The sequence below is a fragment of the Pseudomonas sp. BN415 genome (genome assembly GCF_029871195.1).
Classification (GTDB): domain Bacteria; phylum Pseudomonadota; class Gammaproteobacteria; order Pseudomonadales; family Pseudomonadaceae; genus Metapseudomonas; species Metapseudomonas resinovorans.
The window spans coordinates 139,695-162,192 of sequence record NZ_SSOK01000066.1 but is presented as its reverse complement, the minus strand read 5'-3'; the positions used below and the strand labels follow the sequence as shown (position 1 = coordinate 162,192).

At 63.4% G+C, this 22,498-nt stretch carries 26 protein-coding genes; 11 read left to right on the top strand and 15 right to left on the bottom strand.

The genetic code is table 11. The annotated features are described in order from the left end of the window. Window positions 1-5: 5 nt before the first annotated feature. Entirely contained in the window at window positions 6-1,412 is a 1,407-nt protein-coding gene (locus tag E8F20_RS24855; protein WP_280286129.1) for a PilZ domain-containing protein, read from the top strand. Between the two features lie 121 nt (window positions 1,413-1,533). Then, a complete protein-coding gene (locus E8F20_RS24850; RefSeq protein ID WP_280286128.1) occupies window positions 1,534-1,923 on the top strand; it encodes a hypothetical protein in 390 nt (129 codons plus the stop codon). A 6-nt stretch (window positions 1,924-1,929) separates the two neighbouring features. On the opposite strand, the gene E8F20_RS24845 is transcribed toward E8F20_RS24850, so the two are convergent. Together E8F20_RS24845 and E8F20_RS24840 are read right to left on the bottom strand one after the other, a co-directional pair. Further along, complete coding sequence (locus tag E8F20_RS24845; protein WP_280286127.1) at window positions 1,930-2,121, bottom strand: hypothetical protein; 192 nt, start codon at window positions 2,119-2,121, stop codon at window positions 1,930-1,932. 137 nt (window positions 2,122-2,258) lie between these two features. After that, entirely contained in the window at window positions 2,259-3,479 is a 1,221-nt protein-coding gene (locus E8F20_RS24840) for a virulence factor BrkB family protein (protein WP_280286126.1), read from the bottom strand. Between the two features lie 124 nt (window positions 3,480-3,603). Between E8F20_RS24840 and arsC the strand changes: the two genes are divergently transcribed. Genes arsC through E8F20_RS24825 form a run of 3 tightly spaced genes read left to right on the top strand, consistent with a single transcriptional unit; the run spans window position 3,604 to window position 4,959 of the window. Next, on the top strand, window positions 3,604-3,957 hold the full coding sequence (gene arsC, locus E8F20_RS24835; protein WP_280286125.1) for an arsenate reductase (glutaredoxin): 354 nt from the start codon (window positions 3,604-3,606) through the stop codon (window positions 3,955-3,957). After that, a complete protein-coding gene (gene wrbA / locus E8F20_RS24830; RefSeq protein WP_280286124.1) occupies window positions 3,954-4,559 on the top strand; it encodes an NAD(P)H:quinone oxidoreductase in 606 nt (201 codons plus the stop codon). Before arsC ends, wrbA begins: the two co-directional genes overlap by 4 nt. Beyond that, window positions 4,552-4,959 carry a DUF2069 domain-containing protein gene (locus E8F20_RS24825; RefSeq protein ID WP_280286123.1) on the top strand — a complete coding sequence of 136 codons (408 nt, stop codon included), beginning with the start codon at window positions 4,552-4,554 and terminating at the stop codon, window positions 4,957-4,959. Before wrbA ends, E8F20_RS24825 begins: the two co-directional genes overlap by 8 nt. Window positions 4,960-5,031: 72 nt before the next feature. Here E8F20_RS24825 and hda read toward each other — a convergent pair whose 3' ends face one another. The 4 genes from hda to E8F20_RS24805 are packed head-to-tail and all read right to left on the bottom strand — an operon-like array spanning window position 5,032 to window position 8,456. Then, window positions 5,032-5,736 carry a DnaA regulatory inactivator Hda gene (hda, locus tag E8F20_RS24820; RefSeq protein WP_028627573.1) on the bottom strand — a complete coding sequence of 235 codons (705 nt, stop codon included), beginning with the start codon at window positions 5,734-5,736 and terminating at the stop codon, window positions 5,032-5,034. Continuing rightward, the gene (locus E8F20_RS24815; protein ID WP_280286122.1) at window positions 5,733-6,827 is read right to left on the bottom strand and encodes an AI-2E family transporter; all 1,095 of its coding nucleotides are present in this window, start codon (window positions 6,825-6,827) and stop codon (window positions 5,733-5,735) included. Before E8F20_RS24815 ends, hda begins: the two co-directional genes overlap by 4 nt. Window position 6,828: 1 nt before the next feature. After that, window positions 6,829-7,377 (bottom strand): CDP-alcohol phosphatidyltransferase family protein, encoded by a 549-nt coding sequence (locus tag E8F20_RS24810; protein ID WP_280286121.1) that lies wholly within the window; start codon window positions 7,375-7,377, stop codon window positions 6,829-6,831. A 38-nt stretch (window positions 7,378-7,415) separates the two neighbouring features. Then, on the bottom strand, window positions 7,416-8,456 hold the full coding sequence (locus tag E8F20_RS24805; RefSeq protein WP_280286120.1) for a DUF2066 domain-containing protein: 1,041 nt from the start codon (window positions 8,454-8,456) through the stop codon (window positions 7,416-7,418). 228 nt (window positions 8,457-8,684) lie between these two features. Between E8F20_RS24805 and purM the strand changes: the two genes are divergently transcribed. The 4 genes from purM (at window position 8,685) to E8F20_RS24785 (ending at window position 11,570) form a co-directional block, all read left to right on the top strand. Then, on the top strand, window positions 8,685-9,743 hold the full coding sequence (gene purM, locus E8F20_RS24800) for a phosphoribosylformylglycinamidine cyclo-ligase (RefSeq protein WP_028627569.1): 1,059 nt from the start codon (window positions 8,685-8,687) through the stop codon (window positions 9,741-9,743). Beyond that, a complete protein-coding gene (purN, locus tag E8F20_RS24795) occupies window positions 9,743-10,393 on the top strand; it encodes a phosphoribosylglycinamide formyltransferase (RefSeq protein WP_280286119.1) in 651 nt (216 codons plus the stop codon). Before purM ends, purN begins: the two co-directional genes overlap by 1 nt. An 11-nt stretch (window positions 10,394-10,404) precedes the next feature. After that, window positions 10,405-11,121 carry a DUF3108 domain-containing protein gene (locus E8F20_RS24790; protein ID WP_280286118.1) on the top strand — a complete coding sequence of 239 codons (717 nt, stop codon included), beginning with the start codon at window positions 10,405-10,407 and terminating at the stop codon, window positions 11,119-11,121. Window positions 11,122-11,294: 173 nt separating this feature from the next. Then, window positions 11,295-11,570 carry a Rho-binding antiterminator gene (locus E8F20_RS24785; RefSeq protein WP_280286117.1) on the top strand — a complete coding sequence of 92 codons (276 nt, stop codon included), beginning with the start codon at window positions 11,295-11,297 and terminating at the stop codon, window positions 11,568-11,570. A gap of 279 nt (window positions 11,571-11,849) precedes the next feature. On the opposite strand, the gene E8F20_RS24780 is transcribed toward E8F20_RS24785, so the two are convergent. The 5 genes from E8F20_RS24780 to cysM all read right to left on the bottom strand — a co-directional run bounded on the left by E8F20_RS24780 (window position 11,850) and on the right by cysM (window position 17,885). After that, window positions 11,850-12,389 (bottom strand): DUF2058 domain-containing protein, encoded by a 540-nt coding sequence (locus E8F20_RS24780; protein WP_280286116.1) that lies wholly within the window; start codon window positions 12,387-12,389, stop codon window positions 11,850-11,852. Between the two features lie 21 nt (window positions 12,390-12,410). Beyond that, window positions 12,411-13,241, bottom strand: a complete 831-nt coding sequence (mazG, locus tag E8F20_RS24775) for a nucleoside triphosphate pyrophosphohydrolase (RefSeq protein WP_280286115.1) — start codon at window positions 13,239-13,241, stop codon at window positions 12,411-12,413. A gap of 63 nt (window positions 13,242-13,304) precedes the next feature. Further along, window positions 13,305-15,551: a GTP diphosphokinase gene (gene relA / locus E8F20_RS24770; protein WP_280286114.1), complete on the bottom strand. Its 2,247-nt coding sequence runs from the start codon at window positions 15,549-15,551 to the stop codon at window positions 13,305-13,307. An 83-nt stretch (window positions 15,552-15,634) separates the two neighbouring features. Continuing rightward, a complete protein-coding gene (rlmD, locus tag E8F20_RS24765) occupies window positions 15,635-16,987 on the bottom strand; it encodes a 23S rRNA (uracil(1939)-C(5))-methyltransferase RlmD (RefSeq protein ID WP_280286113.1) in 1,353 nt (450 codons plus the stop codon). Then, entirely contained in the window at window positions 16,974-17,885 is a 912-nt protein-coding gene (gene cysM / locus E8F20_RS24760) for a cysteine synthase CysM (protein WP_280286112.1), read from the bottom strand. Before cysM ends, rlmD begins: the two co-directional genes overlap by 14 nt. Before the next feature lie 486 nt (window positions 17,886-18,371). Here cysM and E8F20_RS24755 point away from each other — a divergent pair, with 486 nt between their 5' ends. Both E8F20_RS24755 and E8F20_RS24750 read left to right on the top strand, forming a co-directional pair. Next, entirely contained in the window at window positions 18,372-19,052 is a 681-nt protein-coding gene (locus E8F20_RS24755) for a Fe2+-dependent dioxygenase (RefSeq protein WP_280286111.1), read from the top strand. Further along, on the top strand, window positions 19,053-19,844 hold the full coding sequence (locus tag E8F20_RS24750; protein WP_280286110.1) for a tetratricopeptide repeat protein: 792 nt from the start codon (window positions 19,053-19,055) through the stop codon (window positions 19,842-19,844). A gap of 97 nt (window positions 19,845-19,941) precedes the next feature. Here E8F20_RS24750 and E8F20_RS24745 read toward each other — a convergent pair whose 3' ends face one another. Genes E8F20_RS24745 through E8F20_RS24730 form a run of 4 tightly spaced genes read right to left on the bottom strand, consistent with a single transcriptional unit; the run spans window position 19,942 to window position 22,496 of the window. Continuing rightward, window positions 19,942-20,280 carry a DUF3325 domain-containing protein gene (locus E8F20_RS24745; protein ID WP_280286109.1) on the bottom strand — a complete coding sequence of 113 codons (339 nt, stop codon included), beginning with the start codon at window positions 20,278-20,280 and terminating at the stop codon, window positions 19,942-19,944. 1 nt (window position 20,281) lies between these two features. Beyond that, the gene (locus E8F20_RS24740) at window positions 20,282-21,814 is read right to left on the bottom strand and encodes a PepSY-associated TM helix domain-containing protein (RefSeq protein WP_280286108.1); all 1,533 of its coding nucleotides are present in this window, start codon (window positions 21,812-21,814) and stop codon (window positions 20,282-20,284) included. After that, window positions 21,811-22,194 (bottom strand): hypothetical protein, encoded by a 384-nt coding sequence (locus E8F20_RS24735; protein ID WP_280286107.1) that lies wholly within the window; start codon window positions 22,192-22,194, stop codon window positions 21,811-21,813. The genes E8F20_RS24740 and E8F20_RS24735 overlap by 4 nt, the downstream gene beginning before the upstream one ends. After that, window positions 22,191-22,496 carry an iron transporter gene (locus E8F20_RS24730; RefSeq protein ID WP_280286106.1) on the bottom strand — a complete coding sequence of 102 codons (306 nt, stop codon included), beginning with the start codon at window positions 22,494-22,496 and terminating at the stop codon, window positions 22,191-22,193. Before E8F20_RS24730 ends, E8F20_RS24735 begins: the two co-directional genes overlap by 4 nt. Between the last annotated feature and the right edge of the window lie 2 nt (window positions 22,497-22,498).

Below are 22,498 nucleotides of genomic sequence, written 5' to 3'. Positions count from 1 at the left end.
TTGGTATGACGCTCGATGCCCTGCGCCTGGAGGTGCCGGACATCCTGGAAGAAAACAGCACTCCACTGGCAAGCGTTCCGGCGCTCCTCGCGCAAGCACGTCAACTCCCTCAGGATAGTGCCCTGCAGCAGGTCCTGGGGCTTTTGTTCAGGCTCAACCGCAGCGTCCTGACCTTACTCGAAAGACAGCGCGTGCTGCAAAGCTTCAGCGAGGAGTTTCGCCACTACGCCCAGTCCTACCAGGAACGGACGGTGCCGCCCACCCTCTTCGTCAAGTTCTGCGACGAACTGGCCTGCGGATTCAAGCGCCTGCTGTTGCAGATTCTCCAGGGGCACCAGCCTTCGCGCCCGCATCTGGCGTGGTGTTTGTACATGACCCAGCACTTCCTCGCCCAGACCCAGCTGCGGCACTACCAGCTCTATCAGGAACCCAGCCCACGTCTGTGGCGCGACAGCCACCTGCTGTACTGGATCGGCGAGCACCAGAGTTGCCTGGACGAGCCGGTTGCAGCCGCCTTCCGCCCCACGCCAGCGAATACCTTGCGCGGCCTCTACCAGCAGATGCTGCTGCTGGCCCTGAGTAACCCCTTCCATCTGAGCGACGGCGAATGCACGCTGCTGTTCGGCGCCCTGGCGCCGCTCGCTGGCCTGGCGCGACTTCTTCCCTGGGACGAAGAGGACGAGAATTGCAGCCCGACCGTCGACCTGACCGAATCCCAGCCCTGCTTGCCACTGGATCAGCGCCCGGACGGTGCCAGCACGTATTTGCGCCGTTTCGAACTGGGTGCGCTGTTGATCGCCGTGCATGAACCCGCTCCCCTGCGCAGCGAAAGTGAAAACCAGCTCCTTGAAAAGGTTCGCCAGCACTGGCTGGGACGCCAGCAGCGCCGCCATCCGCGCACCGAACAATCGGGGCAGTGCCAGTTGGTGGTGGGCCTGGGCGCCATTCATGCCGAGTTGCTGGCCCAGCATCCTGGCCGCTGCGACGCGAAGTTGCTTGATGCCAGTCCTGGCGGCGCTCGCCTGCTTTGCCATGGCGATCTGGGCAACCCGTTGCCGGTGGGGCAGCTCGTGTTGGTCCAAGCCCAAGGCTCACCAGTCCTCGCCCTGGTGCGCTGGCGTTACCAGAACACCGAGGGGGTTCACCTCGGCTTGCGTTACCTGAAGGGCCTGCCACGCCCGGTCTGGTTGCGCCGTGCGCCTAACGCCCAGACGCATCCCGGTGTACTGCAGAGCACGCCAGAACCCGGAAATGGCTGGCACCACGGCCTGTGGCTACCGTGCAAACAGTTCGGCGAAGAAGAAAACCTCTGGCTACAGCTGGCCAGTGTGCACAACCAGGCCATCGTGCGCCTACCGGAGCCCAACCTCTGCACCTCGCTGGTAGCGCGCTATCGCCTGCAACTTGCTTGAGTGGTCAAACTGCGAGGCCGGTCACGCCATCCGGTGGCCAAGGCGCACAGTTCGCGCGGGAATGGCTGCTTATAATCCCGGTCCATCGGTACGCTCGTACCTTTTCCAGCCTGGATGTCCCATGCAACAGCAAGACAGCCTGATCGGCCCGGTCCCTGCCCGCGTCGTCGAAGTCGCCCGCTCTACCGTCACGCCCTTCGAAGGCCGAGTGGCAGATTTCAATGTGGCGGCCTGGCTGCATCTACCGGGCATGACGGATCTGCCGGTCTCGCTGCAGGTGAGCTACATGGACGGCGAACAACGACGCGAAGTCGCGGTGGATCACGGCAGGCTCAACGCCAAGGGCAAGATCCTGCTGGCCGGTATCGCTCGCTTGCCTTTCAAGCAGAAGATCGACCAGATGCAGGTGCGCCTTCGCTCCGCCGTCCCGATCAAGGGATTGCTGGTGGAGGAACTCTTCGTGCAGCCCGTGGAACTGGCCGAGCCAGCCAACCGCCAGGTACGCGCCTGACGGGCTTCAGCCGGGCAGCGCCCGATTGTTTTCCTGGGACGGTAAATCTGTACCGTTCTGCTCCTCTTGCACGACCACTGGCGCCAGGGATTCCGGCCAATGACGGAACTTCAGCCCGGTCACCCGATTCAGCCCCTCCAGCGCCCATTGCGGTGCGCGCTCGTGCAGGTGGATCAGTTTGTCTTTCGCGGTACCCATTGCCTTCATCCCCTGGCCATCGGTTCGATGGCCCCTTCCCTGTCAGTGCCATAAACATGCCAACCGCAACGGCCCACAAGTTCACAGCCCGCTCCTGGATCGAGCCGGCGCCGTCTAGCGCCCACTGACAAATTTCGTCAGTCGTGCCCCGGCTTGAGCCATTGCGCCAGACTGCCACCAAACAAGGCCTGCTGCTCTTCCTCAAGCAGCTCCAGAGCCTTGCGCAGTGGCGGATACCACGCCTCATCCAGATGTTCGGGCAATTGACCAAGCCGTGGCAGCGGCCAGGGCATGTGGACGAATAACTGATAAAAACTGTAGCCGCTCAAATCACGACAGAGCACCCACGAAGCGCCGCTAGCGCGGCAGACCAGGTGCTGGCCTTCCAGCAGCTCCATCATCTCCAGCCACTCATCCTCCGGCAGGTGCCAGCCGGCCCGCTGTACATCCAGGTGACGCACCGGCATGCCGCGCAACTGCCGATCATGGAACACCCGAAGGATCCCGAGTAGCACCAGCAAGCGCGGCAGCGCGCGGCGACGCCAGTGCCAGGGCGTGGAAAGGTTGCACACCAGTTCGGCACCAAACAGCACGATGACCCATGACAAGTAGATCCACAGCAGGAACAAGGGCACCGTGGCGAACGCACCATAGATCAGTTGGTAGCCAGGAAAGAAGCTGACGTAGAGGCCGAACAGGGCCTTGGCGGCCTCGAACAGCAGCGCGGTGAAGACGCCGCCCGCCAAAGCGTGGCGCACCGGCACCCGTGCGTTGGGCACCGCGGCATAGATCAGCGTGAAAGCGGCGATGCTCGATAGCAACGGCATGAACCCGAGCAAGGTCTTGGCACCGATCAGGGCATCCGGACCGGAAAGCAGCGACAACGAGGTGATGTAGGTACTGACAGCGAATCCCGCCCCCAGCAGCAAGGGACCCAAGCTGAGAATCGCCCAGTAAAGCAGAAAGCTGGAAACGCCTCGCCGCGGTTGGCGCACTCGCCAGATGGTGTTGAAAGCCTTCTCGATGGTTACCAGCATCATGAATGCAGTCACGACCAACAGGCCGACGCCGACCCAGGTCAAGTGCCGCGCCTGCACCGTGAAGCCACGCAGGTATTCCTGCAGGGTTTCCCCCGTGGAGGGCACGAAGTTACGGAAGATGAAGCTCTGGATCTGCTCGCCGGTGCCCTGGAAAGCCGGAATGGCCGAGAGCATGGTGAACGTCACCGTCATCATCGGTACCACGGCGAACAGGCTGGTATAGGTGAGGGCTGCGGCGCTGTTGGTGCCACGATCGGCAATGAAGCGTTGCAGCAGAAAGCGCCAGAAATCGACGACGTCGGTGAGGCGTTGGCGCATTCCATCTCCTTGATTCATATCGGCCTGGCCCGACTCAGCAGACCGCAACCACGGTGCACGGTTCAGGCCGACACCGCGACACGGTTAGAATAGCCGTCTCGACCAAGCCCATGCGACCCCCGACATGACTGAACTGACCCTCTACCACAACCCTCGCTGCTCCAAATCCCGCGGCGCCCTGGAACTGTTGGAAGCCCGGGGCCTGGCCCCTACCATCGTGCGCTACCTGGAAACGCCGCCCAGTGCCACCGAATTGCGAGACCTGCTGGCCAAGTTGGGGCTGACCGCCCGTCAGCTATTGCGCACCGGTGAAGATCAGTACAAAGCCCTCAGTCTGGACGACACCAGCCTCTCTGAAGAGCAGCTGATCGCCACAATGGCCGCCCATCCGAAGCTGATCGAACGCCCCATCCTGGTCGCCGGCGACAAGGCCGTGGTCGGCCGTCCGCCAGAGAAGGTGCTGGAGATCCTTCCTTGAGCGCGCCCTACATCCTGGTTCTCTACTACAGCCGTCACGGCGCCACCGCCGAGATGGCCAGACAGATCGCCCGTGGCATCGAGCTGACCGGCCTGGAGGCGCGCCTGCGCACCGTACCAGCAGTGTCCACCGAGTGCGAAGCCGTGGCTCCGGACATCCCCGCCGACGGCGCCCTCTACGCCACCCTCGACGACTTGCGCCACTGCGTTGGCCTGGCGCTGGGCAGCCCCACCCGCTTCGGCAACATGGCAGCACCGCTGAAATACTTCCTCGACGGCACCAGTAGCCTCTGGCTGACCGGTGAACTGGTGGGCAAACCGGCGGCAGTGTTCACCTCCACCGCCAGCCTGCATGGCGGCCAGGAAACGACCTTGCTGTCGATGCTGCTGCCACTGATGCACCACGGCATGCTGGTCACCGGCCTGCCCTACAGTGAGCCAGCGCTGCTGGAAACACGTGGCGGCGGCACCCCCTACGGGGCCAGCCATCATGCCGGGGCCGACGGCAAGCGGCCGCTGGACGAACACGAAATCGCCCTCTGCCGCGCTCTGGGCCAACGCCTGGCACAAACAGCACAACGCCTGGAGACCTCGCGTGGCTAGAAAACCCAAGAAACTGCCGGAACTCGCCTGGCTGACCCCGCGCATGACCGTCAGCCGTGTCGTCAGCCTGGTGAGCTTCATCGCCCTGGCCGTGTTGCTGGCGGTCAATACCCTGTTCTTCGCCGACCTGCACGGTGCCCGGACCTGGGTGGTCCTGGCCATCCTGATGGTTCCGCTGGCACTGCTGGCCCCCGGCATGATCCTCGGCAACGCTCGCGCTCATGCCTGGGCCTGCTTCGTAGTGAATCTCTATTTCATCCAAGGCGTCCTCGCCGCCATCGACCCGGCACGCAGCCTGTTCGGCTGGCTGGAAGCCGGCCTCAGCCTGCTGTTGTTCTGTGCGGCGCTGCTCTATACCCGGTGGCGTTTCCAGTACAACCGCAAGCTCGCCGGGGAGTAATTCCCGCCTGGAAATGAAAAAGCCCGGATACTGATCCGGGCTTTTTCTTGGGCGACCATCAGGAAACGCGGGTTACCAACCGAAGATTTCCTTGAGGAACGGAATGGTCAGCTTGCGCTGGGCCTGAAGCGATGCCTGATCAAGGATATCCAGCAGGTCGAATAGCAAGTTCATGCTGCGCGGGCCACGGGTCAGGATGAAGCGCCCGACTTCGTCGGTCAGATGCAGGCCACGGCGGGAGGCACGCAATTGCAATGCCCGCAGCTTGTCTTCGTCGGACAGTGCATGCAGTTGGAACACTAGCGCCAAGGTCAGGCGCGACTTCAGGTCCGGCAGCTTGATACCCAATTCACGAGGTGACTTGCTGGCCGACAGGAGCAGCTTGCGGCCGGCGTCGCGAAGACGGTTGAACAGGTGGAACAAACCCTCCTCCCATTCCGGCCGCCCAGCCAGGGCATGCAAGTCGTCCAGGCAGACCAACTCGCACTGTTCCAGGTTGTCGAAGACTTCCGGGCCGTAGTGCACCAGTTCGTCCATGGGCAGGTAAATCGCCTGCTCGTCGCGCTGCTCGAAGCGCAGACAGGCGGCCTGCAGCAGATGACTGCGCCCTGCGCCTTCACCTCCCCACAGATAGATCAGGCTCTCGGTCCAGCCGGCATCAGGTTCGCACAGGCGTTCGACATAGCCGAGTGCCGCAGCGTTGGCGCCGGGATAGAAGTTGGCGAAGGTGGCGTCGTCACGCAGACGCACACTCAGGGGAAGCTGGATCGGTGTCATGCCGTACTGGGAGGGTCGTCGGGACCGCTACTCGACTGTCCGTAAAGGTCGGAAAGTTTATAGAAATCATGCGCATGGCGCAGCAAAACCATGATGATTGCCGCCACGGGCAGTGCCAGCAGCACGCCGGTGAAGCCAAACAGTTGGCCGCCGGCAAGTATTGCAAAGATTACCGCCACCGGGTGAAGGCCAATGCGATCGCCCACCAGCAGCGGGGTCAGCAGCATACCTTCTAGTAACTGCCCTATGGTGAAAACCGCCACCACGCCTATCAATGGATAGAGTTCGAAGCCCCCGTACTGGAACAGTGCGGCCAACACCGCAGCGCCAAAACCCACCACGAATCCCATGTAGGGCACGATGCTGGCCAACCCGGCCACCAGGCCGATCAGCAATCCCAGGTCCAGCCCCACCAGCATCAGCCCTGCAGCGTAGATCAGGCCCAGCGCCAACATCACCAGCAACTGGCCCCGCACGAAAGCGCCCAGCACCTCATGGCACTCGCCTACCAGCACGACGATATAGGACTCGCGGCTGCGGGGCAGCAAGCCACGAAGCTTGGCCACCATCAGGTCCCAGTCCCGCAGCAGGTAGAACCCCACGACCGGAATCAACAGCAGGTTGCCCAGCCAACCCAACAGCGCCAGGCCCGAGGCCGTGACACTCGCCAGCAAGGTACCGGCAATGTCGGTGGTCTGCCCCAGGTGCCCACTGATCACCGCCTTCAGTCTATCGAAGCGCCAGAAGTCCCCAGGCAGACCGAGCTGGGCCTGAACCCAGGGCAGTGCACTTTGCTGCAACCAGTCGAGCATCTGCGGCGCCACCTCGTAGAGGCGGAAAAGCTGACGGCCGAGCATGGGCAACAGCACCAGCAGCAGCGCCAGCAGGATCAGCCCGAACAGGCCGAATACCAACGCAACCCCCCAGGTGCGGGACAGACCAAGACGCTCCAGACGGTCCACCAGCGGGTCGCCGAGATAGGCCAGCAGCATGCCCACCAGGAAGGGCGAGAGAACGGGGTGCAACTCATAGAGCAACCACCCCAGTAGCAGAAAGCCACCCAGCCATAGCCAGCGGCGCGAATCGGTCATGTCAGGCCCTCATCCTTGCGTAACGAAATTTCCGTCCCCAATCCCAGACGTAGTGGGCTCCGCTTCCCAAAGTCACCACCAGCACCATCCAGCTCAGCGGCCAGCGCAACGAAGCCAGTGCCGGCGCCAGGCTGAGTTCCAGCAGTACGTAAAGCACCAGGAGCATCTGCAGCAAAGTACTGAGTTTGCCCAACCAACTCGGTGAAAACTCCGCCGGCCCTGCCAATACGCGAAACAACCCGGCCCCCAGCACTATCAGCAGGTCCCGCAGGAACACCACCAGCGCCAGCCAGAGCGGCAGCACCTGGGTAATAGTCAGGCAGATGAAGCAGGTCACCAGCAGGAGCTTGTCGGCCAGAGGGTCGAACAGCGAGCCGAAGCGGCTGGTCCAGTGGTAACGCCGGGCGAGAAAACCGTCCAGGGCATCGGAGCTGGCCGCCAGGACGAACAGCACCAGGGCCTGATCATGTCGATCGGACAGCAGCAACCCGGCAATGGGCAGAACCAGTGCCAGGCGCAGCAAGGTCAGCAGATTGGGCAACTGGTGCATGGCATCCCCGTCACGGGTAGGCCAGCAGTGTACGCCCGCTACCAGTGGAAGCGCAGCAGGTTGTTGCGCGGCACCACCTGAGGTGCTGGCGCGGCCTGAGGATCAGCAGACGGGGCGGATACGGCAGGTGCCTCGGGCGGCGACTCCTGGAGTCCAACCAGGGCCAGTTGGGCACGCAGCTGCTCGGGAGTGGCGGTCACCTGGAATTCCAGGCGGTCACCCTCGACCTTGAGCAAGCGTGCGCCGAATGGCTCCAGCAGGCGCGACAACTCGGCATATCGCTCCAGGTTGGCACCTTGCACCTCCAGCGCCAGGCTCTGCCCGGCACCCTGTGCCACCACGAAGCGCGACGCCAGACGCTGGCTCACCGCCGACATCACGGCATCGGCCACTGCAGAGCTGTCGGCCCCTTCAGCAGTACCCTGCTCGCGACTGTCCCCCAGCCACAGGCGCCATTGGGCCTGCCACTTGCCGTCGGTCTCGCTGGCATCCACCGCCAGCAGGGCATCCGCACCATAACGCTCGGACGCCTGGGTCAGCGCACCGGGCGTGGCGGAAGTGAGTTGTTCGGGAGTCGCCAACAACTGCTCATTGAGGTCGGCGAGCGGAAGGCGCAGCGGCAAACCACGGTTCTGCGCTGCCTGGCGCAGTGGTGCTGCGGTTTCCTGACCGTCACCAACCAGGCTGTTGCTACCCTCACCGGAACGGTTCAACCACCAGGCGAGAATGGCCGGTCGGTTGGCGCTCCACAGCGGGATACCAGCCTGGCGCAACGTGCGCTCGGCGGTGATCGGGTCGAAATCCACCACCAGGGTCTGGCCTTCGTAACCGTACTGACTGATGAGCTGCTGCGGATCCTTGCGCACGGCTTCCAGGGCGGGGTTCTGGGCGGCCTTGGGGTCACCGGACAGGCGCAGAACCAGCGTGTCCAAGGCGCGTACCAAGGCCTGATTGCGCTCCTCCGGCTGCTGCGACGTAACGGGTTCACGAACCTGGTAGAGGTTGTTAACCGTTTCGGCATGCGCCGACGGGCCGAGAAGCGTGAGGCAGAGCAGGAAAACTGAAGCGATCAGGCGCATGGTGGACTCTCTGTAGGCGGACAGATGCAGCATAGGCCGCAATCGAAGGGCTATACCTTAATCAGCCCTCTGGCGCGCGGCAATGCAGGCGTTTTTCCGTTCTTTTCTCCCGAGGCCGACCGCTGCCGATGGCCGCTACCGGGCAAGCCTGATAAAATCGCGCGCCTTCGCAAACCGGCAGCCAGACTTGCCGGTCGATCCTCGAATTTCCCCTATAGGCCTGGATTTATGAGCAAGCAACCCTCCCTGAGCTACAAGGACGCCGGTGTAGACATCGACGCTGGTGAAGCCCTGGTCGAACGCATCAAAGGCGTGGCCAAGCGCACCGCACGCCCGGAAGTGATGGGCGGCCTGGGTGGCTTCGGCGCCCTTTGCGAGATCCCGGCCGGCTACAAGCAGCCGGTGCTGGTATCCGGCACCGACGGCGTTGGCACCAAGCTGCGCCTTGCACTGAACCTGAACAAGCACGACAGCATCGGCCAGGACCTGGTCGCCATGTGTGTGAACGACCTGGTGGTCTGCGGCGCAGAGCCGCTGTTCTTCCTCGACTACTACGCCACTGGCAAGCTCAACGTTGACGTCGCCGCCACCGTGGTCACCGGCATCGGTGCCGGTTGCGAACTGGCCGGTTGCTCCCTGGTAGGCGGCGAGACCGCCGAGATGCCTGGCATGTACGAAGGCGAAGACTACGACCTGGCAGGTTTCTGCGTCGGTGTGGTGGAAAAAGCCGAAATCATCGACGGCTCCAAAGTCCGTACCGGCGACACCCTGATCGCCCTGCCCTCCTCCGGCCCGCACTCCAACGGCTATTCGCTGATCCGCAAGATCATCGAAGTCAGCGGCGCCGACATCGAGCAGATCCAGCTCGACGGCAAACCCCTGACCGACCTGCTGATGGCCCCGACCCGCATCTACGTCAAGCCGTTGCTGCAGTTGATCAAGGAAACCGGCGCGGTGAAGGCCATGGCCCACATCACTGGCGGCGGCCTGCTGGACAACATCCCTCGCGTCCTGCCGGACAACGCCCAAGCCGTGATCGACGTGGCCAGTTGGCAGCGTCCGGCGGTCTTCGACTGGCTGCAGGAAAAAGGCAACGTCGACGAGACCGAGATGCACCGCGTGCTGAACTGTGGCGTAGGCATGGTCATTTGCGTTGCGCCGGAGCAGGCTGAAGCCGCGCTCAAGGTCCTGCGTGCCGCTGGCGAACAGCCCTGGGTCATTGGTGAAATCGCCGCGGCCGACGAAGGCGCCCAACGCGTCGTACTGAACAACCTGAAGAGCCACTGATGGTTGCACGCTGTGATGTGGTAGTGCTGATCTCCGGCTCCGGCAGCAACCTGCAGGCGCTGATCGATAGCACCACCGGCAACGACCATCCGGCCCGCATTCGCGCGGTTATCTCGAACCGCGCCGATGCCTACGGCCTGGAGCGCGCCAGAAATGCCGGTATCGACACCCTGGTTCTCGACCACAAGGCCTACGCCGACCGCGAAGCCTTCGATGGTGCGCTGATCGAGGCCATCGATGCCTTCTCACCGCAGCTGGTGGTGCTGGCCGGTTTCATGCGCATCCTCACGCCCGGTTTCGTGCGTCACTATCAGGGGCGCCTGCTGAACATTCATCCCTCGCTGTTGCCCAAGTACAAGGGATTGCACACCCATCAGCGCGCGCTGGAAGCCGGTGACACCGAGCATGGCTGCAGCGTGCACTTCGTGACAGAAGAACTTGATGGCGGCCCTCTGGTCGTGCAGGCCCTGATCCCGGTAGAGTCGAACGACACGCCGGAAAGCCTGGCCCAGCGAGTTCATGTACAGGAACACCACATCTATCCGCTGGCCATGCGCTGGTTTGCCGAAGGCAGACTGCGCCTGGGCCAGAACGGCGCCGAACTGGATGGACAAGCGTTGCCCGCTTCGGGGCAACAACTGCGTAACTAGGAGATTCGCCAATGCGTCGTGCCTTGCTGTTGCTCCTCGCCCTCGTCACCCTGCCCGTCATGGCGGCCGAGTTGAAACCCTTCGAGGCCAGCTACACCGCCGACTGGAAACAGCTTCCCATCAGCGGCACTGCCGGCCGCAGCCTGAAGCAGCTCGACAATGGTCGCTGGGAACTGGACTTCGAAGCCGCCATGCTGGTCGCCAGCCTGAGCGAAGTGAGCACTTTCCGCGTCGAAAACAATGCCTTTCTGCCTCTGACCTACCGCTTCAATCGCAGCGGCCTGGGCAAGAGCAAGCAAGTGGAATTCGATTTCGACTGGGCTCAGAAGCAGATCATCGGCAACGACCGCGGCAATCAGGTGCGCCTGCCCCTGAACCGTGGCCTGCAAGACAAATCCACCTACCAGCTGGTGCTTCAGCATGACGTCGCCGACGGCAAGAAGAGCATGAGCTACCAGGTGATCGACGGCGACGAGATCGAGACCTACGATTTCCGCGTACTGGGCGAGGAGCGCGTGCGCACCAAAGCCGGCCTGGTGGACGCCATCAAGGTCGAGCGCGTACGTGACCCTACCCAGAGCAGCCGCAAGACCGTGCTCTGGTTCGCCAAGGACTGGGACTACCTGCTGGTGCGCCTGCACCAGGTCGAGAAGGACGGCAAGGAGTACCAGATCATGCTCAAGGAGGGCTCGGTGAACGGCAAGTCGGTACAAGGCCTGCCGGAGTAGCGCCTCTCCCACGAAGAACCGGGCTCAGTGCCCGGTTTTTTGTGCCCGCAGAAAATGCACGCCGTACCTTGGTCGTGCCCTGGATGGACGAAACAGGCCGATACTTGAAGGAAAGCCAGGGCGCGCGGACAGCGCCTATGCTGATTTACCGGCACGCTGCAGAGGAAACCGCCATGACCGACGAATACCTGCCGCTCTCCTGCGAACTCTACGACTACATCGAGATCGCCTGCCTGCACCGCTACCAGTTGCACATCGAACTGGCCGGCGGCGCCCGCCTGGATGCCCGCGCCATGACCACCCTGACGACGCCGAACAAGGAAGAGTTCCTGATCGTGCAGAACGAGGGCGGCCAGGAACGCCTGCGCCTGGACCAGATCACAGCGATCACGCCACTGACGGAGGGGGCGAGTTTCGGGCGGGTGTTACTGGGAAATCAGATCTGCTGAGCCACCCGGATTGCATTCGGGCTGTAGGGGCGAGTTCATAGGCTATGTCTGCATTACGTGTTCAAGCAGCTGCATTGCCCACAGGAGCTGGCCCGCTGGTAAATCTCTCGCAACAGCTAACGCAGTCCCGCTGCAGGTAGGTGAGCCCCTCACAGGTTCCAGGACCGAGCCCCTGATTGGCAGTCCCGATCACTGGGTTTCCACAACCCTCGGCACCCAGTAGCCAGCCAGACGGCCCTTCAAAAGAAAACCGGGCCAAGGCCCGGTTTCTTCACCGCATCACCACATCAGATCGTCCGGCACCTTGTAGGCTGCGTACGGATCGTCAGCATCCGGCTCTTCGGTCTGGGTGTTGAGCAGCACCACCCGACGCGGGTCGCGCTCCTGGATACGCAGGGCGGCATCACGCGGGATCACTTCGTAGCCGCCGCCATGGCGGACGACGGCCAGGGAGCCACGGCTCAGCTTATCGCGCATCAAGGCGTTGACGGCGATGCGCTTGACCTTCTTCTCGTCGACGAAGTTGTAGTAGTCGTCGCTGGTCAACTTGGGCAGGCGGGAGCTTTCGATCAGTTGCTTGATCTGGGCTGCCCTGGCCTTCTGCTCGGCTTTTTCCTGCTGCTGGCGATTCAGTTCCTGGTCGCGTGCGGCTTTCTCGGCCTGGGCCTGAAGGGCTGCCTGACGCAGGCTGTCATCCTTTTCGACCTGGTTCTTCTTCTCCAGGCGCTGTTGTTTCTGTTGCTGCTTGCCGGCCTGCTTGACCTGCTTTTCATTCACCAGCCCGGCTTTAAGCAGCTGGTCGCGGAGGGAAAGGCTCATGTCGGGGTTCAGTCTCTCGAGTTAACAGCCAAGGCTGAGTTTTTCCTGTTTCTTGGCTTCGCCCCAGAGGGCATCCAGTTCTTCCAGGGTGCAATCTTCAATGGGACGGCCCGCATCGCGCAATGCCTGTTCGATAAAACGGAAGCGTCGCTCGAACTTGCCATTGGCGCCGCGCAGTGCTGTTTCCGGATCGACCTTGAGGTGACGCGCCAGATTGACCACGACGAACAGCAGATCGCCCACCTCATCGGCGATGGCCTGTGGATCGTTCTCGGACATGGCCTCCAGCACCTCATCCAGCTCTTCGCGCAGCTTGTCGATCACCGGTAGCGCCTCGGGCCAGTCGAAGCCCACCTGGGCAGCCCGTTTCTGCAGCTTGGCAGCGCGACTGAGGGCAGGCAACGCGGTGGGCACGTCGTCCAGCAGCGATAGCTGCTCAGGTGCGACGGCCTTTTCAGCACGTTCCTCCGCCTTGATCTCTTCCCAGCGCTGCTTGATCGCCGCCTCTTCCAGGCGCGCCATGTCGGGTGCGCCGTAGAGGTCGCCGTCGGGGAATACGTGAGGATGGCGACGAACCAGCTTGCGGGTAATGGCATCCACCACGCCGGCAAACTCGAATCGCCCGTCCTCCTTCGCCAGTTGGCTGTAATAGACCACCTGGAACAGCAGGTCACCGAGCTCTCCCGGCAGGTGGTCGAAGTCACCGCGCTCGATGGCATCGGCCACTTCGTAGGCTTCTTCGATGGTGTGCGGAACGATGCTCGCGTAGTCCTGCGTCAGGTCCCAGGGGCAGCCGTACTGGGGGTCGCGCAGCCTGGCCATCAGGTGCAGCAGGTCGTTGAGTTGATACATGACGGGGTCCTGTGGCGAATCCTGGCATCTTGCCGGGTGGGATACCCCCACCCGGCAAGAGGATCAGGCGGCTCTGTTACGCCGCGCTTCGATGATGTTCGGCAACTGGGCGATCCGCGCCAACAGCCGGCCCAGCGCATCCAGACCAGGAATCTCGATGGTCAGCATCATGGCGGCGGTGTTGTCTTCCTTGTTGGAACGGGTGTTGACCGCGAGCACGTTGATGCGCTCGTTGAGCAGGACCTGGGACACGTCGCGCAAGAGGCCGGAGCGGTCATAGGCGCGAATGACGATATCCACCGGGTAGGTCTGCACGGGCGCCGGCCCCCAGCTCACCTGGATCATCCGCTCGGGCTCGCGGCCGGCCAGTTGCAGCGCCGAGGCACAGTCTTGACGGTGGATGCTGACACCACGGCCGAGGGTGATGTAGCCCACGATCGGATCGCCCGGCAGAGGCTGGCAGCAGCCTGCCATCTGGGTCAGCAGGTTGCCAACGCCCTGGATCTGCACGTCGCCGCGCTTGCCCGGCTTGTGATGGGAGATCTTGCGCGGAATCAGCTCCAGCTGCTCGCTGGCACCACGCTCGGGTTCCACCAGGGCCTGGGCGGCATTGACCACATGGGCCAGGCGCAAGTCACCGGCACCCAGGGCCGCATGCATGTCTTCGGCCGTGCGCAGATTGCACTTCTCGGCCAGTTTTTCGAAGTCCACCGGCGGCAGCGCCAGGCGCGACAGCTCGCGCTCTAGCATGGCCTTGCCGGCCGCGACGTTCTGGTCGCGAGCCTGCAACTTGAACCAGTGGACGATCTTCGCCCGCGCCCTGGAGGTGGTGATGTAGCCCAGGTTCGGGTTGAGCCAGTCGCGGCTGGGCGAGCCCTGCTTGCCGGTGATGATCTCCACCTGCTCGCCGGTTTGAAGGCTGTAGTTCAGGGGCACGATGCGCCCGTTGATCTTGGCGCCACGGCAGTTGTGGCCGATCTCGGTATGGACCCGATAGGCGAAGTCCAGCGGCGTGGCGCCCTTGGGCAGATCGATGGCGTGGCCATCGGGGGTAAAGACATAGACGCGGTCGGGCTCGATATCCACCCGCAACTGCTCGGCCAAGCCACCGATGTCGCCCAGTTCCTCGTGCCATTCGAGCACTTGGCGCAGCCAGGCGATCTTCTCTTCGTAGTGGTCGGAGCTGGACTTGACGTCAGTGCCTTTGTAGCGCCAATGGGCGCAGACCCCCAGTTCGGCCTCCTCGTGCATGGCGTGGGTGCGGATCTGCACCTCCAGCACCTTGCCGTCCGGGCCGATCACGGCGGTGTGCAGGGATCGATAGCCGTTTTCCTTGGGGTTGGCGATGTAGTCGTCGAACTCCTTGGGGATGTGTCGCCAGAGCGTGTGGACGATGCCGAGTGCGGTATAGCAATCGCGCAACTCTGGCACCAGGACCCGCACGGCGCGAACGTCGTAGATCTGGCTGAATTGCAGCCCTTTGCGCTGCATCTTCCGCCAGATGGAATAGATGTGCTTGGCGCGGCCGCTGATGTCGGCCTTGATGCCGGTGGCGGCCAGTTCCTCGCGCAGCTGTTTCATCACGTCGGCGATGTACTGCTCGCGGTCCAGGCGGCGCTCGTGGAGCAGCTTTGCGATCTGTTTGTACTGGTCCGGCTCCAGATAGCGGAAGGACAGGTCCTCCAGCTCCCACTTGATGTGGCCGATACCGAGACGGTGGGCAAGCGGCGCGTAGATGTCGAACACCTCGCGAGCAACGCGGTGGCGCTTCTCCTCGTCGGTGTTCTTCACCTCACGAATGGCACAGGTACGCTCGGCCAGCTTGATCAGCGCCACGCGCACATCGTCCACCATCGCCACCAGCATCTTGCGCAGATTCTCTACCTGCGCCTGAGTGCCGAGCACCATGGATTGCCGGGGATTGAGACTGGCACTGATGGCGGCCATGCGCAGCACGCCTTCGATCAGCCTGGCCACCACCGCACCGAAACGCTGCTGCACGGCCGGGAGCTGGATTTTGCCTTCACGCACGCCACGGTAAATCACCGCGGCCACCAGGGACTCCTGATCCAGCTTCAGGTCAGCGAGGATCTCGGCGATCTCGAGACCCGTCTGGAAACTGGAGTTGCCTTCCGCCCAGCGGTTCTGGGCGGCGATGGCCTGTTGTTCGGCGTCACGGGCGAACTCACACGCCTCTTTGAGTACCGCGCGGTCGAGCACCGGGTCGAGGCTGATGACATGGTCCAGCCACGCCTCGAGGTTGATGCTGCCGTCCGTATTGACCGGCTGTTGCGCTCTCACCTGTACCATCTTGCCTACCTTCCCTACGACGTGAACCCCTCACGTCGAATTGTCGCCAGCCTCTGTCGTGCCGGTCGGATTACGCGGGCTTCCTAGCCCACCTCGAATAACGCCATGGCCTCGACATGGGCCGTATGAGGAAACATGTCGAGAATCCCGGCCTTCTTCAGCTGGTATCCCTGCTTGACCAGTTCGGCGCTGTCACGCGCCAGGGTCGCCGGGTTGCAGGATACATAGACCACTCGTTGCGCACCGGTTGCAGCCATCTGCCGAACGGCTTCGAAAGCGCCGTCACGCGGCGGATCGAGCAACACGGCATCAAAACCCTGTCGGGCCCAAGGCGCATTGGCCAGGGGGTTCGACAGGTCGGCCTGGAAGAAGTGCACATTCTCCAGGCCATTGGCGGCGGCATTGCCACGCGCCCTTTCCACCATCGCCTCGACACCTTCCACCGCCACCACCTCGCGCACCTGGCGAGCCAGTGGCAGTGCGAAGTTGCCAAGCCCACAGAACAGGTCCAGCACCCGGTCGCCCGGCTGCGGATTCATCCAGTCTAGCGCCTGCACCACCATTGCTTCGTTGACCGTTTCATTCACCTGGACGAAATCGCCGGGGCGATATTCAAGTTCCAGGTTCCAGCGCTCCAGGCGATAGCCCAGGCGTGCATCCGGCTGGACAGGATGAGGCTCACCCTCACCGTGCAGCCAGAGCTGCACCTGATGCTCCGCACAGAACTCGCTCAGGCGCTGGAGGTCGGCCTCACCCAGGGGCTGGGTGTGACGCAACAGCAACGCCGACGCGGTGCCATGGAACAGCTCCACATGACCAACTGCCTGGGGCTTTTCCAGGGATCTGAGCAGCCCGGGCAACGCGCGCATCACAGGTTGCAAGGGCTGTACCAGTACCTGGCAATCCTTGATCCCGACTATCGCCTGGCTGGAAGCCGCACGGAATCCGACTTCCAGCTGGCGGTGCCTGGCATCCCAACGCACAGCGATGCGGGCGCGGCGCCGATAACCGAACTCGGTCCCCACAAGTGGGGCCACCCACTCCTGCGGCTGGAGGTCGGCGAAACGCATGAGCTGCTCCGCCAGGGTGCGCTGTTTCAGGGCGACCTGCTCGGCATGGGGCAGATGTTGCAAGGTGCAGCCGCCGCAATGGCCCGCATGAGCGCACGGCGGTACGAGACGCATTGGACTGGGGCTCAGCACACGTTCGGTACGGGCTTCCACCACCTGGCTGCGGGCAGCGAGCACACGGACTTCCACCTCCTCCTCCGGGAGGGCGCCGGCGACGAACCAGGTGCGTCCTTCGAAAAAGGCAATGCCGCGTCCGTCGTGAGCCAGCCGCTCGATGGCGAGCCGCTGCTTCTTGCCCACGGGGACTTGCTGGGTCCGCGTTCCGCCGCTGGGCTGGAAGCGCAGACCGGTGTTACGCCGGGACATTGGGGTCTTCGTAGATGCCGGTGGAGAGATAACGATCACCCCGGTCACAGATGATCGCCACCATTACGGCGTTTTCCACCTCGCGCGACAGGCGCAGCATGGCAGCCACCGCGCCACCGGAGGAAACGCCACAGAAAATCCCCTCTTCACGGGCCAGGCGACGCATGGTGTCTTCGGCTTCGCTCTGGGCCATGTCGACTACACGATCCACACGGTCGGCCTGGTAGATCTTCGGCAGGTATTCCTCAGGCCAACGACGGATGCCGGGAATGGCCGAGCCTTCCTGGGGTTGCAGGCCGACGATCTGGATATTTTCGTTCTGCTCCTTGAGGTAGCGCGACACACCCATGATGGTGCCGGTGGTGCCCATGGAGCTGATGAAATGGGTGATGGTGCCCTGGGTCTGCTGCCAGATTTCCGGGCCAGTACCCACGTAATGGGCTTCCGGATTGTCACCGTTGGCGAACTGGTCCAGCACTTTGCCGCGGCCACCGCGCTGCAGGCTTTCGGCCAGATCACGAGCGCCTTCCATGCCTTCTTCGCGACTCACCAGAATCAGCTCGGCACCGTAGGCGGTCATGGCAGCCTTGCGTTCGGCGCTCATGTTGTCCGGCATGATCAGCATCATCTTGTAGCCCTTGATGGCCGCAGCCATCGCCAGGGCGATGCCAGTGTTGCCGGACGTGGCCTCGATCAGCGTGTCGCCGGGCTTGATGTCACCGCGCAGTTCGGCGCGGGTGATCATCGACAGGGCCGGGCGATCCTTGACCGAGCCGGCGGGGTTGTTACCTTCGAGCTTGACCAGGAGGGTGTTGCTGGTGTCGCCGGCCAGCCGCTGCAAACGCACCAGCGGGGTGTGGCCGATGCAATCGGCGATTGTGGGGTACTGCAGGGTCATGGCGGGCTTCGCAATCCAGACGCAGGGGGTGCATATGATAGCGGCAAACCGCGCAACGCCATATGGCGCAAGCGTTTCGGCTTATGGCGAGCAGCTATATATTTGTACCGAAACCAGCGTTTCCCTGGAGTGTCGCCGAATGCTTCATTGCTCCGGAAGGCACCGCTGACAGGTAGCCTGGTCGGCAGCTGCGGACACCAGGTTTGCCGGCGCGACCTTGGCTTACGCACCCGCTATGTCTGCGTTAGCTGTTGCGAGAGATTTATCAGCGGGCCAAGAACCTTGTAGGAGCAGGCCTGCCGTCAAAACGCTGCCATTCGCTGGCAAGCCAGCTCCTACCGGCAATGCCGCTGCTTGCAACATGTAATGCAGACATAGCTTGCGCACCCGGCCTGCATTCGGGAATCAACGCGGAGCTGCGGTTTTACAGTCTTAATGAAAATAAATACTATTCGCCTCCACTCCATTCTCCCCCGGTGATCCGCCATGCTCCTGCACATTCCCGGTATCTTCACGACCGACGAAGCAGCGCGTATCCGCGAGACGCTGGAACAGGCCGAATGGGCCGACGGCAAGACAACCGCGGGCTACCAGTCGGCAAGGGCCAAGCACAACGAGCAACTGCCCGAAGGCGACCCACTGGCGCGCGAGATCAGCACCGCCATGCTGCAGCGCCTGTGGAACAACCCCCAGTTCATGTCCGCAGTACTGCCGAACAAGGTGTACCCGCCCCTGTTCAACCGCTACTGCGGCGGCGGCACCTTCGGCTACCACATCGACAATGCCGTACGTGCCATCAAGGGCAGTCCCGAACAGGTGCGCACCGATGTATCCGCCACGTTGTTCTTCAGCGAACCGGAGTCCTACGACGGCGGCGACTTGGTGATTCAGGACACCTATGGCGCTCATCGCGTCAAACTGGCCGCTGGCGACCTGGTGATCTACCCCGCCAGTAGCCTGCATAAAGTGGAGCCGGTCACCCGTGGCGAACGACTGGCCTCCTTCTTCTGGGTGCAGAGCATGGTCCGCGAGGACAGCCAGCGTACCCTGCTGTTCGAAATGGACCAGGCGATCCAGAGCCTCGCCCGCGACGTGCCTGACCACCCTGCCCTGCTCCAGCTAACCGGCAACTACCACAACCTGTTGCGTCGCTGGGCCGAGGTTTAGATGAGCTTCACCCTGAGTCGAACCGAAACCCTGGGTGTCGATGAACTGCCTGGGCGCCTCGCGGCCGATCCGCGCCAAGCCGCACGAACCATTCTGGCTGCAGCGCGCGAGGGTGTGACCGAGGCGCAGACGCTACTGGGCCAGATTCTCCTCGACGGCCAAGGCATCGAACAGGACGCCACGCTGGCGCGAACCTGGTTCGCTATTGCTGCCGAGGGCGGAGACGCCATGGCCCGTAACATGCTGGGCCGCTGCCTGGAGCAGGGCTGGGGCGGCGCAGTCGACCTGTCCGGAGCCGCTCGCGAGTACTGCCGTGCCCTGGAGTCCGGACTGGATTGGGCGATGTACAACTATGCAGGTCTGCTGGCATCCGGACGCGGGGTGGAAAAAAACCAGCGCCTGGCATTCGCCCTCTATCTGCGGGCTGCCGAGATGGGCCATGCCAAATCGATGAACCTGACAGGCCGTTATTACGAAGAAGGCATTAGCGTCGAGCCGTCGATGGAGCGAGCCCGGGACTGGTATCGCCGCTCAGCCGAGGGCGGTGACTTCCGCGGTCAGTTCAGTCACGCCGCCGTACTGGCGGATGACGGGCAACTGGACGAAGCCTTGCACTGGCTGCGCAAGGCCCTGGCGGGCGGGAACCTGAACTTCCTCCGGGTCAGTCGCGCCAGCCTCGCCCGAGCGCCGCAGGCAGAACTGCGTGCGCTCGCCCTTGCCTACCACCAGCGCGCCGCCGAACTGGGCGATGAAAGCGATCGCCAGGCACTGGCGCTCTATACACGCGCCTGACCCCGACTCCGCATTACGGCGCGGCTTCCGGCAAGCGTTGGTTGGCCCGGCAGATTAGTCCACATACAGCGCGCATTGCGCCGTGTGCTCCAGGGCTTCACAGCCCCATCAGCCAGACCAACGCCACTATCGGCGCCACGCCCAAGGGCAGCCAAACCGCAAGGCGCGGCCGGTAGGGCAGCAACAGGACCAGCGCAAAACCCGCCAGGGAAATCAGGCCGAACCAGCCCACCGTCCCCATGGCCCAGCCCCAGGCGCCAACGCTGGCAACCAGACTCAGACCCAGGCCAAACCAACCGACCGCTCGCAGACCCCGGCGCAGCAGAGGCGCTGGCAAGCACTGCCAGACCTGTTTGAAATGACGCTCCAGCCCCATGCACAGCGCCAGCATCCCGCCATAGGCCAGCCACAGGCCTGACAGAAATCCTGCAATCATTTCAGTTCACCTCCGCCAGCGTGCGGGATGGGCGACGCGCAGCCGATCGTTCGACAGCGGGGCGAACCCTGTACGCCGTCCAGGCCAGCAGCAGGCCACACGCCATGGCAGTGAGCTCCAGCAACAGCCGGTTTCGCTCGGCCCAGGGCGCTTCCAGGCGCAGAAAGCTGGCCAGCGGCAAGGCCAGACAAAGCAACGCCGCCAGCCCCAATTGTTCGCGCCAGGCCGTGAGGTACGGGCGCAGCCAGGCATGTACCAGGCTGAGGACCCAGAGGGCGAAGAACACCCGCACTTCCCAGGTACCCCGCTGCGTCAACTCAACCGGCAACAGACGGTTGGCCCAGAGCAGGCCCACGCAGGCCAAGGTCAGTCCAGCCACCACCGCCACATTCAGCGGCTCGGCAATCCGGTAGAGTACGGCGGCTACGGCGCCCTCTGCATCGGGCCGACGGCGGCGCTTGACGGTGAAGAGGACCAGACCGGTTGCGATCATCGCGCTGCTCACCAAGCCACAGAAGAAGTAGAGCCAGCGCATGGGATAACCACCGAACTGAGCGAAATGCAGGCCGGCCATCACCCGCTGGGTGAGCTGGGCGGCCCGCATCTCTGGCGGCCCTTCCAGCAATTCTCCGGTCACCCCATCGAAGACCATGTTCTGCCCTTTGGTCAGTGCGATGCGGTTGCCCAGCACCCGCCGAACCTCGATACGCGCATCGGCACGTCCAGGGTTCTGGATCACCACACCGCCTACGGGTCCCATCCTCCGCTCCGCCTCCGCCAGCACCGGCCCCAGGTCGGTCAGCGGCGCGGCCGCTACCGGCCCACGCGGGCTCGGCTCGTGATGATGGCCGTGCTGGGCCTCGGCGTAGGCACGGAAGTCACCCTCGAACAGGGCATCCACCGCCGCGGGCATGTAGATGAGAAAGAAGATGACCAAGCCGGTGTAGCTGATCATCAGGTGGAACGGCAGCAGCAGCACTGCGCTGGCGTTGTGGCCATCCAGCCAGGAACGCTGGCCCTTGCCGGGCCTGAAAGTGAAGAATTCCTTGAAGATCTTCTTGTGGATCACGATGCCGGAAACCAGCGCCGCGAGCATCGCCATAGCTGCCAGCCCGACCACCCAGATGCCAATGTTTCGCGGCAGGTCGAGCGTGAAGTGGAATCGGAAGAAAAACAGACCGCCAGCGGTCTCACGCACAGCGATCGGCTCGCCCGTGGCTGGATCAAGATGTTGGCCGCTACCGTGGCGCCGGCCACCGGTGGAAGCCACCAGGTCCGGGGCACGTTCGCTAGGCAGGCTGATGCTCCAGATCCTCTCGCCGGCCTTGTGCTCGCCGAGCCAGGTCAGTGCTCGTTCGGCCGCCTCAGCCTGGGAGACCGTTCGCAGCGGCACTTCCGGACGCATCCAGTTATCGATCTCCTGATCGAACACAGCGAGGGTTCCGGTAAGGAAGATGACGAACAGCAACCAGCCGAACAGCAGGCCGCCCCAGGTGTGCAGCCAGGCCATGGATTGGGTGAAGGTGTTCTTCACGACTGACCCTCCAGGTGCTCAAGGGAAACCCCAGCGGCCATTCGCAACGCGGGCAGCAATGAGACGGCCAGGCCGGGCCATTGGCCGAGGCGTCGCGCCAGCTCACGCGCCGCTTCGTGGGGAACGGACTCACGCTGGCGCATCCGCTCCCGCTCGGTCGCATTGGCCGTTACCCGCGAGGACTGTTCAGCATCGCCCTTGGTTATCAGCAAGCGCGCTCGCTGGCCGGCGGCGGACGTCACCAACAGCGACTGGAACCGGTAATACGCAGAGCCCTGCTCAGCGACACCGGGCGCAACAGCCCTGTCCAGATCAGGCCTGGCCTGTATGTCCGAAAGCCAGGACCAGCCGCACGGCAGGACAAGCAGCAGCCGTCTCATGCCACCCTCTCCAACAGTTGCGGCCAAAAGCCCACAGCCGCCAGCGGTAACGCCCAGGCGGTGAGCAACCAGGCCTTCCACGCACTGCGTGCGGCAAAGGCCCAGAGGATGGCGAAGGTGAAGATTGCAAAGGACGGTAGCGTGGCGACTATCACCGCGTCCGCCCCGTCCAGGGGCGACAGCCGGGCCAGGGCGGCGGTGAAGGCGTAACTGAACAGGTAGCCACCAAGCAAGGCGGCGGCGCTGCGTGACAGCACCGCCAGCCAGGCTGGCGCAACCCAGGCGAACAACCTGGCGATCATCG